The sequence below is a fragment of the Luteipulveratus mongoliensis genome (assembly GCF_001190945.1).
Classification (GTDB): domain Bacteria; phylum Actinomycetota; class Actinomycetes; order Actinomycetales; family Dermatophilaceae; genus Luteipulveratus; species Luteipulveratus mongoliensis.
This window is the reverse complement of the sequence record NZ_CP011112.1, coordinates 2,840,132-2,854,607: the sequence shown is the minus strand read 5'-3', so window position 1 is coordinate 2,854,607 and position 14,476 is coordinate 2,840,132. Positions and strand designations below refer to the sequence as shown.

The 14,476-nt window shown below is 69.3% G+C and carries 14 protein-coding genes; all 14 read right to left on the bottom strand.

All coding sequences use genetic code 11. From position 1 onward, the window contains the following. Positions 1-3: 3 nt before the first annotated feature. On the bottom strand, positions 4-531 hold the full coding sequence (locus VV02_RS13635; protein WP_052592256.1) for an arginine repressor: 528 nt from the start codon (positions 529-531) through the stop codon (positions 4-6). Beyond that, positions 528-1,466 (bottom strand): ornithine carbamoyltransferase, encoded by a 939-nt coding sequence (argF, locus tag VV02_RS13630; protein ID WP_052592254.1) that lies wholly within the window; start codon positions 1,464-1,466, stop codon positions 528-530. The genes VV02_RS13635 and argF overlap by 4 nt, the downstream gene beginning before the upstream one ends. Then, positions 1,463-2,668 carry an acetylornithine transaminase gene (locus VV02_RS13625; RefSeq protein ID WP_052592252.1) on the bottom strand — a complete coding sequence of 402 codons (1,206 nt, stop codon included), beginning with the start codon at positions 2,666-2,668 and terminating at the stop codon, positions 1,463-1,465. The genes argF and VV02_RS13625 overlap by 4 nt, the downstream gene beginning before the upstream one ends. Next, positions 2,665-3,576, bottom strand: a complete 912-nt coding sequence (gene argB, locus VV02_RS13620) for an acetylglutamate kinase (protein WP_052592251.1) — start codon at positions 3,574-3,576, stop codon at positions 2,665-2,667. The genes VV02_RS13625 and argB overlap by 4 nt, the downstream gene beginning before the upstream one ends. Beyond that, entirely contained in the window at positions 3,573-4,724 is a 1,152-nt protein-coding gene (argJ, locus tag VV02_RS13615; RefSeq protein ID WP_052592248.1) for a bifunctional glutamate N-acetyltransferase/amino-acid acetyltransferase ArgJ, read from the bottom strand. Before argJ ends, argB begins: the two co-directional genes overlap by 4 nt. Then, positions 4,721-5,770 carry an N-acetyl-gamma-glutamyl-phosphate reductase gene (gene argC, locus VV02_RS13610; RefSeq protein WP_052592246.1) on the bottom strand — a complete coding sequence of 350 codons (1,050 nt, stop codon included), beginning with the start codon at positions 5,768-5,770 and terminating at the stop codon, positions 4,721-4,723. The genes argJ and argC overlap by 4 nt, the downstream gene beginning before the upstream one ends. 35 nt (positions 5,771-5,805) lie before the next feature. Then, positions 5,806-8,328: a phenylalanine--tRNA ligase subunit beta gene (gene pheT, locus VV02_RS13605; RefSeq protein ID WP_052592243.1), complete on the bottom strand. Its 2,523-nt coding sequence runs from the start codon at positions 8,326-8,328 to the stop codon at positions 5,806-5,808. Continuing rightward, a complete protein-coding gene (gene pheS, locus VV02_RS13600) occupies positions 8,328-9,422 on the bottom strand; it encodes a phenylalanine--tRNA ligase subunit alpha (protein WP_052592241.1) in 1,095 nt (364 codons plus the stop codon). Before pheS ends, pheT begins: the two co-directional genes overlap by 1 nt. Positions 9,423-9,544: 122 nt before the next feature. Continuing rightward, positions 9,545-10,657, bottom strand: a complete 1,113-nt coding sequence (locus VV02_RS13595; protein WP_052592239.1) for a sensor histidine kinase — start codon at positions 10,655-10,657, stop codon at positions 9,545-9,547. Between the two features lie 24 nt (positions 10,658-10,681). Then, the gene (locus VV02_RS13590) at positions 10,682-11,500 is read right to left on the bottom strand and encodes a TrmH family RNA methyltransferase (RefSeq protein ID WP_052592236.1); all 819 of its coding nucleotides are present in this window, start codon (positions 11,498-11,500) and stop codon (positions 10,682-10,684) included. 34 nt (positions 11,501-11,534) lie between these two features. Next, a complete protein-coding gene (gene rplT, locus VV02_RS13585; protein WP_052592234.1) occupies positions 11,535-11,930 on the bottom strand; it encodes a 50S ribosomal protein L20 in 396 nt (131 codons plus the stop codon). A gap of 111 nt (positions 11,931-12,041) precedes the next feature. Beyond that, entirely contained in the window at positions 12,042-12,236 is a 195-nt protein-coding gene (gene rpmI / locus VV02_RS13580; RefSeq protein ID WP_052592232.1) for a 50S ribosomal protein L35, read from the bottom strand. A gap of 125 nt (positions 12,237-12,361) precedes the next feature. Further along, complete coding sequence (infC, locus tag VV02_RS13575; protein ID WP_052592230.1) at positions 12,362-12,943, bottom strand: translation initiation factor IF-3; 582 nt, start codon at positions 12,941-12,943, stop codon at positions 12,362-12,364. A gap of 329 nt (positions 12,944-13,272) precedes the next feature. After that, positions 13,273-14,457, bottom strand: coding sequence for an MFS transporter (locus tag VV02_RS13570; RefSeq protein ID WP_052592228.1), 1,185 nt, complete (start codon positions 14,455-14,457; stop codon positions 13,273-13,275). Positions 14,458-14,476 lie beyond the last annotated feature (19 nt).

Below are 14,476 nucleotides of genomic sequence, written 5' to 3'. Positions count from 1 at the left end.
CGGTCAGTCCTCCTGGTTGTTGCTGGCCGGTGCGGCCTCGTGCTGGGCAAGGTCGAGAAGGGTCGCGGCGACGTCAGCGCCCGGATGTCCGGGTCGTGCGATCACCAGGATCGTGTCATCGCCGGCGATGGTGCCAAGAACCGATGACAGACCCGCGTGGTCGATCGCTGAGGCCAGGAAGTTGGCCGCACCGGGCGGCGTACGGAGCACGACGAGGTCGCGGGTGGCCTCGGCGTCGACGAGCAGCTCTGCAGCCACCCGGCGGAGTCGCCCGTCCGACGGCTCGTGCTCCTCGCCGCCGGCTCGAGGGGTGCGGTCCGCGCCCTCGCCGGGTACGGCGTACACGAGCTGTCGGCCCTGACGCACCTTCTCCGCGCCGAGCTCGACGAGGTCACGCGACAGCGTCGCCTGTGTGACCTCCAGCCCGTCCACCGCAAGGCGCGCCGCGAGCTCGGTCTGGGAGTGGATCGCCTCGCCCTGGATGATCTCGATGATGCGCTGGTGACGCGCCGTCCGCGTACGGGCGATCACGACGAACCCTGCTCGAGGAGGAAGGCGAGCAAGGCCTTCTGAGCATGGAGGCGGTTCTCTGCCTCGTCCCACACGACGGACTGCGGACCGTCGATCACCTCGGCCGCGATCTCGAAACCGCGGTAGGCCGGCAGGCAGTGCAGCACGATGGCGTCCGACTTGGCATGGGCGAGAAGAGCGCTGTCGAGGGCGTACGCCGCGAACGGCGACTCCTCGCCCTTGCGGGAGCCTGCCTCGGCCTCCTGCCCCATCGAGACCCAGGTGTCTGTGATCATGACGTCCGCATCGGTGGCGGCCCCGACAGCATCATCGGTCGCGGCGACGGATCCGCCTGTCTCCGAAGCGATCTCGCTGGCGCGGGCGAGGATCTCTGCCTGCGGGTGGTGCGTGGCGGGCCCGGCGACGCGGACGTGCATACCGGCGAGGGCGCCACCGAGGAGGTAGGAGTGCGCCATGTTGTTGGCCGCATCCCCGACGTAGGTCATCGTCAGGCCCGCGAGCGCGCCCTTGTGCTCGATCACGGTGAGCAGGTCCGCGAGGATCTGGCAGGGGTGGAAGTCATCGGTGAGTGCGTTGACCACGGGTACGCCGGCGTGGGCGGCCATCTCCTCAAGACGGGCCTGCTCGTAGGTCCGCCAGACGATCGCGCTCACCTGGCGGCCGAGGACCCGTGCCGTGTCGGGGATGGACTCGCGGGTGCCGATCTGGGCCAGCCTGCCGTCGACCACCATCGGGAACCCGCCGAGCTCGGCAACGCCCACCGAGAAGGAAAGCTGGGTGCGCAACGTCGGCTTGTCGAAGACGATCGCCACGCCTTGAGGACCCGCGAGCGGCTGCTCAGCGTGGCGATCTGCCTTGAGGCGGGCCGCGCGTTGGAGCACGGCTGCCTGCTCGGCCGGGCTGAGATCGTCGTCGCGCAGGAAGTGACGGGTCATGACTGGCCCTCCAAGGAGTCGAGCAGGCCGGGCAGCGCTGCGACGAACGTGTCGAGCTGCTCGGGCGTGATGATGAGCGGTGGTGCAAGCCGAATCGCTTGCGGCGAAACGGGATTGACGATGAAGCCCGCTTCTCGAGCAGCTGCGGCCAGCGCTGGCGCAACGGGCTCCCGCAGCGGAATCGCTCGGAGCAGACCACGGCCGCGGACCGGTACGATGAGTGGGTGATCGAGCGCGGCGACCTGGTCGACCAGGTGCTGCCCGGCCCGTGTGACATGTCGTAGCAAGTCCGACTGCTCGATCGTGTCGAGCACCGCCAGCGCTCCGGCGGTCGCGAGCGGGTTGCCGCCGAACGTCGTGCCGTGCTGGCCGGCCGTGAGCAGAGCAGAGCTGCGCTCCCCGAACGTGATCAGCGCGCCGATGGGTACGCCGCCGCCCAGCCCTTTGGCGACGGTGATCGCGTCGGGCTGGATGCCGCTCGCCTGGAACGCGAACCACTCCCCCGTACGGCCGACACCGGTCTGGATCTCGTCGATGATCAGCAGTGCACCCGCTGCCTGGGTGATCTCGCGCGCGGCGACCAGGTAGTCGGGCCCGGGGTCGATCACGCCGGCCTCACCCTGGAGGGGCTCGAGTACGACGGCCGCGGTCGCCTCGGTGACCGCGGCCCGGAGAGCGTCGACGTCGCCGTATGGGATGTGGCTGACGCCCGGCAGCAGCGGCTCGAACGGCTCGCGGTAGGCAGCCTTCGAGGTGAGCGCGAGCGCCCCTGTCGTACGACCGTGGAAGGCGCCTTCGGCGGCGATGATCTGCTGACGACCCGTGCGACGGCTGAGCTTGATCGCGGCCTCGATGGCCTCGGCGCCGGAGTTGGCGAGGAAGACGCCCGAACCCTCCGGGGCGCCAGCAATCTGCAGGAGCCGCTCCGCGAGCTCGATCTGCGGGACCGAGGTGAACAGGTTGGAGATGTGGATCGCCTCAGCGGCCTGCTTGGACAGCGCTGAGACGAGGGCCGGGTGGCCGTGTCCGAGCGCATTGACGGCGATGCCACCGACCAAGTCGAGGTAGCGGTGACCGTCGGCGTCCCAGACGTAGCAGCCCTCACCGTGGGAGAGCACGAGTGGTGGCGTGCCGAAGACACCGAGCAGGCTGCGGCGATAGCGCTCGAGGAGGCCGGCCTGGTGGCTGTCAGTGGTCGTCATGCGGTCGCCTCCTGTGGCAGCACCATGGTGCCGATTCCCTCGTCGGTGAAGATCTCGAGCAGCAGCGAGTGGGAGGCGCGCCCATCAATCACGTGTGCCTGGGGTACGCCGCCACGCACCGCGCGGATGCAGGCCTCGAGCTTGGGGACCATGCCTGATGCCACGGTCTCCAGCAGGACCTCCGCGCGCTCGACGCTGAGGCTGGACAGCAGGCTGTCTCGGTCGGGCCAGCGCTCGTAGATGCCTTCGACGTCCGTGAGGACGACGAGCTTGTGCGCACCGAGGGCGACGGCCAGAGCAGCGGCGGCCGTGTCGGCGTTGACGTTGAGGACCTGACCGTCCTGGTCGAGGTCGGGCGCGACCGACGAGACGACCGGGATGCGACCGGCGTCCAGCAGATCGCGGACGGCTGATGGGTTGACGGTGACGACGTCGCCGACGAGGCCGAGATCCACCTCGACGCCATCCACAGTCCCGGGACGCCTACGCGCGCCGAACAGCGCGCCGTCCTCGCCGGACAGTCCGACTGCCAACGGGCCGTGCTGGTTGATGAGTCCCACGAGCTCGCGCGACACCTGCCCGGTGAGCACCATGCGTACGACATCCATCGCCTCGGGTGTCGTGACCCGCAGACCGCCCTTGAACTCGCTCGCGACGCCGAGGCGGTCGAGCATCGTCTGGATCTGCGGTCCGCCACCGTGGACCACCACGACGCGCAGCCCGGCGTAACGCAGGAAGGCCACATCAGCGGCGAACGCAGCCTTGAGCGTGTCGTCGGTCATCGCGTTGCCGCCGTACTTCACCACCACGAGGGCGTCCTTGAACCGCTCGAGCCAGGGCAGCGCCTCGACCAGGGTGGCTGCCTTGTCTGCCGCGGCGAGCAGCGAGTCGGGAGTGCGCAGGCTCATGAGCTGTACGCCGAGTTCTCGTGCACGTAGTCGTGCGTGAGGTCGTTGGTCCAGACCGTCACTGTGACATCGCCGGCGTGCAGGTCCACGGTCACCTGGACCTCACGTTGGGTGAGGTCGACCAGTGAGCGGTCCTCGCCCACACCGCCGGATCTGCACACCTCGACCCCGTTGATCGAGACGTCCAGAGTCTGCGGGTCGAAGGCCGCGGCTGTCGTGCCCACCGCCGACAACACCCGGCCCCAGTTGGGGTCGTTGCCGAAGACCGCGCACTTGAAGAGGTTGTTGCGTGCGATCGACCGCGCGACCTCGAGGGCGTCGGACTCCGTTGCGGCTGAACGGATCTCGATCGCGATGTCGTGCTTGGCGCCTTCGGCGTCGGCGATGAGCTGGCGGGCCAGCTGCGCGCAGCACGTCGTCACCGCCTCCGTCAGCGCTTGCGGATCGGCTGTGACGCCTGAGGCACCGGACGCGAGGAGGAGCACGGTGTCGTTGGTCGACTGACAGCCGTCGGAGTCGATCCGGTCGAAGGTCTGGGCGGTGGCCGTACGCAGCACCCGGTCGAGCTCCTCGGGGTCGACGACCGCATCCGTCGTCACGACGACCAGCATCGTGGCGAGGGCCGGCGCGAGCATGCCGGCACCCTTGGCCATCCCGCCGACCTGCCAGCCGTCGCCCTGGACGAGGGCCTGCTTGGCGACGGTGTCCGTGGTCATGATCGCCTCGGCCGCCGTCGGACCGCCCTGTGCGGACAGCTGATTCGTTGCGGCCGTAACGCCGTTGAGGATCTTGTCCATCGGCAGGAGCTCACCGATGAGACCCGTGGAGCAGACCACGACGTCGCCGGCAGAGATCTCCAGAGCAGTGGCGACGGCCTCAGCTGTCGCATGGGTGTCCTGGAAGCCCTGTGCGCCGGTGCACGCGTTGGCACCTCCGGAGTTGAGGACGACGGCATCGACCCTGCGGTCGACCACCACCTGGCGGCTCCAGGTCACCGGTGCCGCCTCGACCCGGTTGCTCGTGAACACCGCCGCCGCGTGGTGGTCGGGGCCGTCGTTGACGACCAGAGCGACATCACGTCGGTCGCCCGTCTTGAGTCCCGCAGCAACGCCAGCGGCGCGGAATCCTTGAGGTTCGGTCACGCTCACGGCGCCACTCCCACACTGCTCAGTCCGGTGTCCTCGGCGAACCCGAGGGCAAGATTCATGCTTTGGACAGCGGCCCCGGCGGTGCCCTTGGTGAGGTTGTCGACCGCAGCCACCACGATCACCCGTCCGGCGTGCGGATCAACGGCAACCTGCATCTGCACCTGGTTCGACCCAAGCACGGCTCCCGTCGAAGGCCACTGGCCCTCAGGCAGCAGCGTCACGAACTGCTCTGTGCCATAAGCAGATTCGTACGCCGCCCGGACGGCTTGCTCGTCGACATCGCCACGGAGGCGGGCCGTGCACGTCGCGAGGATCCCACGCGGCATCGGCGCCAGCGTCGGCGTGAAGGACACCTGCACGGGCTGTCCCGCGGCAGCCGCGAGGTTCTGCTCGATCTCCGGTGTGTGTCGGTGCCCGCCGCCCACGCCGTACGGGCTCATGGAGCTCATCACCTCGGCGCCGAGCAGGTGCGGCTTGAGCGCACGCCCAGCACCCGACGTCCCGCTCGCTGCGACAACCACGATGTCCTCAGGCTGCGCGAGACCGGCAGCCAAGGCCGGCGCGAGCGCGAGGCTGACGGCGGTCGGATAGCAACCCGGGACGGCGATTCGGCGCGCGCCCACGAGCTGCTCGCGCTGCCGCGCTCCGCCGTTGCTCAGCAGCTCGGGCATGCCGTACGGCCAGGCCCCGGCGTGAGGGGTGCCGTAGAACCGCTCCCACACCGCCGCATCCACGAGCCGATGGTCGGCGCCACAGTCGATCACGACCACGTCGTCCGGGAGGGCATCGGCCAAGGCCGCGGACGCGCCGTGCGGTAGGGCAAGGAAGACCACGTCGTGGTCCGCGAAGGCCTCGGCTGTGGTCTCCTGCAGGACGCGCTCTCGCAGCGGCCCGAGGTGCGGAGCGACGAGCCCCAGCGCTGTGCCGGCGCTCCCGCCCGCCGTCAGGCTGCCTATCTCGCAGGAGGGGTGGCCGAGGACCAGCCGCAGCACCTCTCCCCCGGCGTACCCACTCGCGCCCGCGACGCCAACCTTGATCACCTGCATGATGATACATCACGCCGCATGACCATGCGGGGCGGTCAGATGCGCTGTACGGCCCCTGTGGCACCGGCAGCGCTGCTGACTGCCGCGTCGCGCAGGTCGTTGACTTCTTCGGTCGTCAGCGTGCGCTCCGGCGAGCGGAAGACGAGGCGGTAGGCCAGCGACTTCTTGCCCTCTCCCACCTGGTCACCTGAGTAGACGTCGAACAACGTCACCGTATCGAGCAGCTCACCCGCGCCTGAGCGCAGGGCACGCTCGACCTCGGCCGCGGGTACGCCGGCATCCAAGGTCAGTGCGACATCACTGTTGGCCACCGGGTAGGTCGCCAGGGGCGTCACCTGCACCAGGGGCTCACTGGCACGGACGAGAACATCGAGGTCGAGCTCGCCCGCGACCGTGCGCGCCGGCAGGCCCAGCGTCTGGACGACCTTGGGATGCAGCTCGCCGACCTGACCGACGAGCGTGCCGTCCGCCAGCGACAACCGCGCACAGCGGCCCGGGTGGAAGGGCGCCTCGTCGCCGGCCTCGACACTCAGCGGGACCGCCAGCACCTCGCCCACAGCGCGGGCCGTGGCCACCGCGTCGGACCAGTCGGCACTGCGCCCTGCTCCCCACCAGCCGGCGCGCTCGATCTCGCCTGCCAGCGCGAACGCGAGGTGACGGGGCTGATCGGGCACGGCGTCGCGTACGGCCTGCACGGCATCCGGCCCGGGGTACTCGCCCACGGGATAGGACTCCGCGGTGCCCTGTCCACCCGCGACGACCAGACCGAGCTCGAAGAGCCCGAGGTCCTTGGAGCCGCGGGACGCGTTGCGCCGCACGGTGTCCAGCAGAGTCGACAGGACCGAGGTACGCATCAGGGGCTGCTCGTCGGAGAGCGGGTTGACCAGTCGTACGGCGGTCCGGCGAGGGTCCCCGGGCTGATAGGCGAGCTGGTCGAAGATGGCATCGCTGACGAAGGGATAGGTCAGGACTTCCGAAAGTCCTTGCGCGGCAAGGGCGTTCGCGACAATGCGCCGGACCTTCTGGGAGTGGGTCAAGCCGCGACCACCAGGGGGTGTCGGCAAGACCGATGGGATCTGGTCGTAGCCCTTGAGTCTGGCGACCTCCTCGACGAGGTCGGGTCCGTTGCGCAGGTCTGGCCGCCATGAGGGCGGCGTGACCTGGAGCTCGTCGCCGAGCTCGATGACGTCGCAACCGATCTCACGGAGGACGCCGATCACGTCGGCCGACGAGTAGTCGACGCCGACGAGTCGGGTCGGCAGCTCCACCGGCATACGAAGGCTCTGACGCTCCGCGCGCTCATCAACGTCACTGACGCCCTCGTCGACTGTGCCGCCGCCGTGCTCCACCAGAAGGTCGACGGCCAGCTGCGCGGCCGCTGCAGCGACGTCGGGGTCGACGCCACGCTCGAAACGCTTGGAAGCCTCGCTCGTCAGCCGATGGCGCCGCGAGGAGCGCGCCACCGAGATCGGGTCGAAGTGCGCCGCCTCGATGAGGACGTCTGTCGTCGACTCCGACACCTCGGACGTCTGGCCGCCCATCACTCCCGCGATGCCGAGCACCTGGTCGCCGGAGTCGGTGATCAACAGGTCCTCGGCATAGAGCTTGCGCTCGACACCGTCGAGCGTGGTCAGCTGCTCCCCCGACTGCGCCCGGCGTACGACGATCGGCCCGCCGAGCGTCGACACGTCGAAGGCGTGCAGCGGTTGGCCGAGCGCGAGCATGACGTAGTTGGTCACGTCGACAGCGAGCGACACCGGCCGCATGCCGGCCTCGGTGATGCGGGTCGCGAGCCATGCCGGTGTCTGCGCCTGCGGGTCGATGCCACGAACCACCCGGGCGATGTAGCGGTCGCAGCCGGGCACGCCACGCAACGGCGACTCGTCGGCCAGGCGGACGGCGTGCCCCTGCTCGTTGGCCGGCGGCGCCGCCTTCGACAAGGCGATGGCGGGGTCGGTGAACGACGCACCGGTCGCATGGCCGTACTCACGGGCGATCCCACGCAGGCTGAAGCAGTAGCCCCGGTCGGGCGTGACGTTGACCTCGATGGTCTCGCGGTCAAGACCGAGCAACGGGATGGCGTCCTCACCGGGCGTCAGGTCGTCGCGGCCGAGGCGCTCAGCGAGACGGATGATGCCGCCTGAGCCGTCGTCGGGCAGACCGAGCTCGTCGGCGGCGCAGATCATCCCTGAGCTGACGTGCCCGTAGGTCTTGCGCGCGGAGATGGCGAAACCACCCGGCAGCACGGCACCCGGCAGGACGGTGACGACCAGGTCGCCGACGCCGAAGTTGTGTGCCCCACAGACGACGCCCTGCGGCTCGCCGGTGCCGTTGGCATCGCCGACGTCCACGGTGCACCAGTTGATCGTCTTGCCGTTCTTCTGCGGCTCGGGCTCCTGGGTGAGCACGCGGCCCACGACCAGCGGTCCGGTGATGTCGCCACCGACCAGGCCTTCTTCTTCGAGACCAACCTTGACCAGGCTGGCAGCCACCTCGAGGCCGGTCGCCTCGGCCGGCACCGCGACGTAGTCACGCAGCCACTCGATCGGGACGAGCATCAGACCTCCAGACCGAACTGTGCGTTGAACCGCACGTCACCTTCGAACATCTCGCGCATATCGGCCACGCCCGAACGGAACATCAGTGCTCGCTCCACTCCCATGCCGAAGGCGAAGCCGCTGTATCGGTCGGGGTCGACACCGCAGGCGAGCAGCACATTGCGGTTGACCATGCCGCAGCCGCCCCACTCGACCCAGCCGGTACCGCCGCAGGTGCGACAGTCCGGGTCCTCGCCGCGACAGACGAAGCAGCGCAGGTCCATCTCGGCGCTGGGCTCGGTGAACGGGAAGAAGTTGGGACGCAGGCGGGTGGTGATGCCCTCGCCGAACAGCTCGGATGCAAGGCGGTCCAACGTGCCCTGCAGGTGGGCCATCGTCAGACCCTCGTCGACAGCCAGCCCCTCCATCTGGTGGAAGACCGGCGAGTGCGTGGCGTCCAGCTCGTCGGTGCGGAACACCTTGCCGGGCACCGCGACGTAGAGCGGCGCGCCACGCTCGAGGAGCGCTCGGGCCTGGACGGGTGACGTGTGGGTACGCAGGATCAGCCGATCGTCCGCCGGCTCGACGTAGAACGTGTCCTGCATCTGCCGCGCGGGGTGGTCGACGTCGAAGTTGAGGGCGTCGAAGTTGAACCACTCGGCCTCGATCTCCGGCCCTTCGGCGATCTCCCAGCCCATGCCGACCATGACGTCGGCCATCTTCTCGGCCATCAGCTCGACGGGATGCCGCCGACCGACCGGGCGTCGCGCCGGGAGCATCGTGACATCGACGGCCTCGTCGACCAGGATGCGCTCGTCGCGCTCGATCTCCAGCTCGGCCTGGCGCTGCTTGAGCGCGCCGCCGACTCGCCCACGCGCCTGCCCGACACGCTTGCCGGCGTCGGCCTTGGCGGTCGGCGGCAGCGCACCGATCTCACGGTTGGCGAGCGCGAGCGGGCTGCGCTCGCCCTGGTGCGCGGTGCGTACGGTCTTGAGCTCGTCAAGACTGCCCGCTGCGGCAATGGCGCTCAGGGCCTCCTCGACCGCACGGTCAAGGACGGCAGGGTCGAGGGCACTGACCTCGACCGGGTCGTACTGCGTGTTGGGGCCAGACATGAGTCTCACTTCGCGGGCGTCGTGTGGTTGCGTCTCGGGGTCCCCCCGGCGAGCGCGCGGGCAGAGTCTATCGACGCCGTACGCCGCGCCTGACGGCCGTCCGCCTTCAGTTCACGGCGACATCAGCGCAACGACTCCGGCAGACCGGCGGGCAGCAGCACGCGGATGGTGGCTCCACCGGGCACGTCCAGGACCTCCACGCGTCCACCGTGCGCCTGCACGAGTCCACGAACGACATAGAGACCCAGGCCGCTGCCGCCGTGCGTGCTCCCCTGCCAGAACCGGCCGAAGACTGCTTCGCGACTCTCCGTGGGGATCCCGGGGCCTTCGTCGCCGACCATCAGGATCACGTGCTCGGCGTCCTGCCCGATGCTGACCGTGACGGTGCCGGCACCGTGGCGCAGGGCGTTCTCGAGGAGGTTGCTGATGACCTGGACGACGCGGTCCTCATCGCCCCACAGCTCGGGTGGTTCGGGTGCCTGGACGATCGCGAACCGCGCCGGGTCGTGGCCGGCTGTCACCAGACGTTCGACCTGGTCGGTCACCAAGGTCCCCAGGTCGATCGGCTGCTGGCGCAGGCGCAGTCGGCCGGCATCGATCCGGGAGATGTCGAGGAGCTCTCCAACAAGACGGGACAGGCGTTGGGCGTCGGTCTCGATGGCCTGCAGCATCCACTGCTTCTGCTCGTCCGCCAGCTGGGTCCAGCGCTGCCGCAGCGTGCGGGAGAACCCCCGGACGGAGGTGAGCGGCGAGCGCAGCTCGTGGGCAACAGTGCTGATCAGGGCGGAGCTGTCGGCCTCGAGCCGCTCCCGAACATGGGTGCTGCGCATGGTGCCGACGATGTAGTCGAGGGAGCGGTCGGGATGCCGGTGGTAGCTGGCGGCGAACAGCACCGAGCGGCCGTTGGGCAACCGCAGGTCCTGCTCCGGCGCTCCTGACCGGATGTGCAGACCCGTCCACGGGTTCTGGTAGTCCCACCACAGTCTGTACTGGTTGTCCCGGAGCGGGAGTACGACGTCGGCCGACTGACCTGTCAGCTGCCGGAGCGGGAGTCCGGTGAGGCGCTCTGCTCGGCGGTTGGCCGAGACGAGCCGCCGCTGGTCGTCGATGACGACCACGCCCTCGGGGAGTCGCTCGACAGCAGCAGCCCAGCCCACCGGCACCCCGTCGTGGGTCGTGCCTCCGGCGCCATCGGGCGCGCGGCGGACGTCGTCGCGCGCAGGATCCCGAGGCATGCCGTGCAGGATAGCCAGCGCCGCTTAGGGGGTCCGGCGCTCGACCCCGGCGGCTGTGGACACAGCCTCCGCCGAGGCGTACAGACACACGGTGGCGGCCATCGCCAGATTGAGTGATTCGGCATGTCCGTAGATGGGGACCCGTACGACCTCATCGCACGCTGCGAGCACCTCAGGCTCCAGGCCCCAGGCCTCGTTGCCCATGACCCAGGCGTGCGGTGGCTGCAGGTCGGTGTCGGGCAACAGCTGCTCACCCTGCCCGTCGGCGGCGAGGACTCTGAGGCCGGCCGCACGGCAGGCCTCGAGCAGATCAGGCACAGGGACGCCGCGGACGACCGGCAGGTGCCACAGCGATCCGACGGTCGAGCGGACCACCTTGGGGTTGTAGATGTCGACGCTCGCATCGCTGACGAGGACGGCGTCGGCACCGACCGCGTCGGCTGCACGAATGACCGTGCCGGCGTTGCCCGGGTCTCGCACGTTGGTCAGGACGACGACCAGCCGAGGCTGCCCGGACAGGGCCTCGGTCAGGGGGACGTCGACCGGGCGGCAGACCGCGAGGAGTCCCTGCGGGTGCTCGGTGTCCGCCAGTGCGGTCATGACGTCGGCCGAGCACTCGTGCACCGGCACGTCGTGCTTGTCGGCCAGCTCGAGGATGTCGGTACGCCGACCACTCACCTCGGGGTCGACGTACAGCTCGATCACCGTCTCGGGACGGAACGCGAGCACCTCTCGCACGGCCTGCGGGCCTTCGGCGACGAAGCGACCCGCCCGCTCACGCGACGAACGCCGGCCCAGTGCTCGTACGGCCTTGACCCGCTCAGCGCGGGGGTTGGTCAGCACGGGCGGGGAGCCGGCGTTCGTGGTGTGGTGATGCTCAGGCAGCCGGAGTCGGCTCAGCCTTGGCAGTCTCCTGGGCCGGGACGTTGGCCTTGGCCAGCTCGACGAGCGCGGCGAAGGCGGGCGCGTCGTTGGTGGCCAGCTCGGACAGCATGCGACGGTCGACCTCAACCTCAGCGGCCTTCAGGCCCTGGATGAAACGGTTGTAGGTCATGCCGTTGGCGCGGCAACCGGCGTTGATGCGCTGGATCCACAGGCGACGGAAGTCACCCTTGCGAGCGCGACGGTCCCGGTAGCTGTAACCCATCGAGTGGGTGACCTGCTCCTTGGCCTTGCGGTAAAGGCGCGAGCGCTGGCCGCGGTAGCCGCTGGCCTGCTCGAGAACGGTCCGACGCTTCTTGTGGGCGTTGACTGCCCGCTTCACGCGTGCCACGTGAGTACTCCTTCAGTGCTGGGTGGTCAGGGGAAGTGTCTTTGGTCTCGTCTTCTCCTCCGGCCGGGCTCGCAAGCTCACCCGATCGGCATCGTCGATGAGACAGCGGGCTCACTTGCCCAGAAGCTTTTTGATCTTCTTCACGTCGGCAGGAGCGACCTCGACGTCGTTCGCCAGGCGGCGGGCCTGGCTGGAGGTGCGCTCCTGGAACTTGTGGACGTGGCGGGCGCGCTCACGCATGATCTTGCCCTTGCCCGTGACGCGGAAACGCTTCTTCGCACCGCTGTGCGTCTTCATCTTCGGCATGAGCCGATCTCCTTCGTGTGGTCGGCGCCAGGGGACGGCGTCGATCGCGGATATGAAGCCACGAGCGCACTCGTGGCGAGCTGTTGTTGCGGCCGGAGCCGCGCTCGAGGGCGGTCGCCCTCGAGTCACTCTGAGGCGACGGTCTCGCTTGACGGCTCAGCGGCGGTCTCGCTGGACGGGTCAGCCGACTCGGCTGCCTCCGCCTCGCGGCGACGGCGCCCCTCGGCACGTGCCTCAGCCTTCTTCTTGGTCGGTCCGAGCACCATGATCATGTTGCGGCCGTCCTGCTTGGGCGCGCTCTCCACGAAGCCCAGCTCGATGACGTCCTCTGCGAGGCGCTGCAGCAACCGGAACCCGAGCTCGGGGCGGGACTGCTCACGTCCGCGGAACATGATCGTCACCTTGACCTTGTCGCCCGCCTTGAGGAACCGCTCGACGTGGCCCTTCTTGGTGCCGTAGTCGTGCGGGTCGATCTTGGGGCGCAGCTTGATCTCTTTGATGACGGTGTTGATCTGGTTCTTGCGAGCTTCGCGCTCTTTGATCGCGGCTTCGTACTTGAACTTGCCGTAGTCCATGAGCTTGGCCACCGGTGGCTTGGCCATCGGTGCCACCTCGACGAGATCCAGGTCTGCCTCGGCAGCGAGCCGGAGCGCGTCCTCGACGCGCACGATCCCGACCTGCTCACCGTTGGGTCCGACCAGCCGCACCTCGGGTACCCGGATGCGGTCGTTGATACGTGGCTCGACGCTGATGTCTGCTCCTTCGGTTGTCCTTAGTCCTGGCTCCCAGAGACGAAGAAAGGCCCCTCGTCACCGGGGTGCACGAGGAGCCTTCGCCAAGGACGAGGACCTCGATCGTCGTACGACGATCGGTGACCCTGATGTCGTAATGACAACGGGTCGGTCCTCACCGAGAACCCGGCGACATGCCTGTCGACGCGGGTGGAAGCTGGGCTTCTCTTGCACACTGGCGCACTTGCGCACGCCAGTCGGTAGGTCAACGGTACCGGAATCGGCGACATTCCCCGAATCGGCGCCTACGCGGCCAGCTCCAGCGGCCGCCGCTCCCGGCGGGCCACCAGCGCAGCGGCTCCTCCCCCGAGGGCGACCAGCAGACCGACGAGCGCCACCACCAGGATCGCCGACCGGTAGCCCGTGCTGTCAATCATCAGCCCGGCCACCGGTGCCCCGATCGCCGAACCGATCGTCATGCATGACCCGTGCCAGCCCATCGCCTCGCCACGCGCGGCCGTCGGCACGACGCGGGTGACAGCCTCGACTCCGGCGGTGATGGTCGGTGCACAGAGCAGGCCGGCGAGCAGGCCGAGTGCGGCGACGGTGAACGCGGAGCCGGCGAGCGCCATCGGCGCGGTCACCAGAGCGAGACCCGCGAGCAGGACGTACGGCGAGCGGCCGCGCGACATCGCGCCGTAGGCGATGCCGCCGATGATCGACCCCAAGCCCCAGGCCGCGAAGACCAGGCCGAGCTGGGTCTCCTGACCCCACTCACGCAGCGCCGCGACAACCGCGACCTCGCTCCCGACGAGCACGACGGTCGAGGCAGCCGCGGTCAGGCAGAGCGCGACGAACCGCGGGCGCAGCCAGGACGAGCGCGGCACCTCGACGGCCTCGACATCCGCCTCCTCACGCATCGGCGGGTTCAGCCACCACAGCACGACCCCACCCGCAACAGCGCACATCTGGACGACCAGGAGCGTGGGTGCGGTGCCCCACTGCGTGCCGGCCCAGACCGCAACGGCAGGCCCACTCATGTACGCGAGCTCGACGGCGACACCGTCGACGGACAACGCGGTACGACGCTCGTCTGCCGGGACCGCGGCGATCACTCCCTGGCGGGCGACGGTGAAGATCGGGATCACGAACAGGCCGCCGACGGTCGCGAGCAGCATGAGCATGCCGTAGCCGACGAAAGGCGCCACGGCCCAGGCCGCGCCCGTCACGAAGAGCGACGGCGCCACGACGCGGCGCAGTCCGTAGCGGTCGATCAGTCGACCCCGCCAGGGGCCACTGATAGCGATGGCCAGAGTGGCCATCGCCGACAGAAGCCCCGCTTCCTTCCAGGAACGCCCCAGGTGCTCGACCACGTGGAGGGTCAGCAGCACGCCCGTGCCGAAGATCGGGATGCGCAGCAGCAGCCCGAGCAGCAGGATCTGGCGGGCTCGCGGGCGGGCCAGCACGCGACGGTAGGGGGCGAGGGTCATGCCCCAATACTTCCATATC

Coding starts and splice junctions, on each gene's coding strand:
- pheT (WP_052592243.1), bottom strand. CDS start 8,328: ATGCTCGTCCCGATCGAGTGGCTGCGTGACTACGTCGCGGTGCCGGCC.
- VV02_RS13595 (WP_052592239.1), bottom strand. CDS start 10,657: ATGCCTCGGGATCCTGCGCGCGACGACGTCCGCCGCGCGCCCGATGGC.
- VV02_RS13625 (WP_052592252.1), bottom strand. CDS start 2,668: ATGACGACCACTGACAGCCACCAGGCCGGCCTCCTCGAGCGCTATCGC.
- VV02_RS13570 (WP_052592228.1), bottom strand. CDS start 14,457: ATGACCCTCGCCCCCTACCGTCGCGTGCTGGCCCGCCCGCGAGCCCGC.
- argC (WP_052592246.1), bottom strand. CDS start 5,770: ATGCAGGTGATCAAGGTTGGCGTCGCGGGCGCGAGTGGGTACGCCGGG.
- pheS (WP_052592241.1), bottom strand. CDS start 9,422: ATGTCTGGCCCCAACACGCAGTACGACCCGGTCGAGGTCAGTGCCCTC.
- argF (WP_052592254.1), bottom strand. CDS start 1,466: ATGACCCGTCACTTCCTGCGCGACGACGATCTCAGCCCGGCCGAGCAG.
- argB (WP_052592251.1), bottom strand. CDS start 3,576: ATGAGCCTGCGCACTCCCGACTCGCTGCTCGCCGCGGCAGACAAGGCA.
- rpmI (WP_052592232.1), bottom strand. CDS start 12,236: ATGCCGAAGATGAAGACGCACAGCGGTGCGAAGAAGCGTTTCCGCGTC.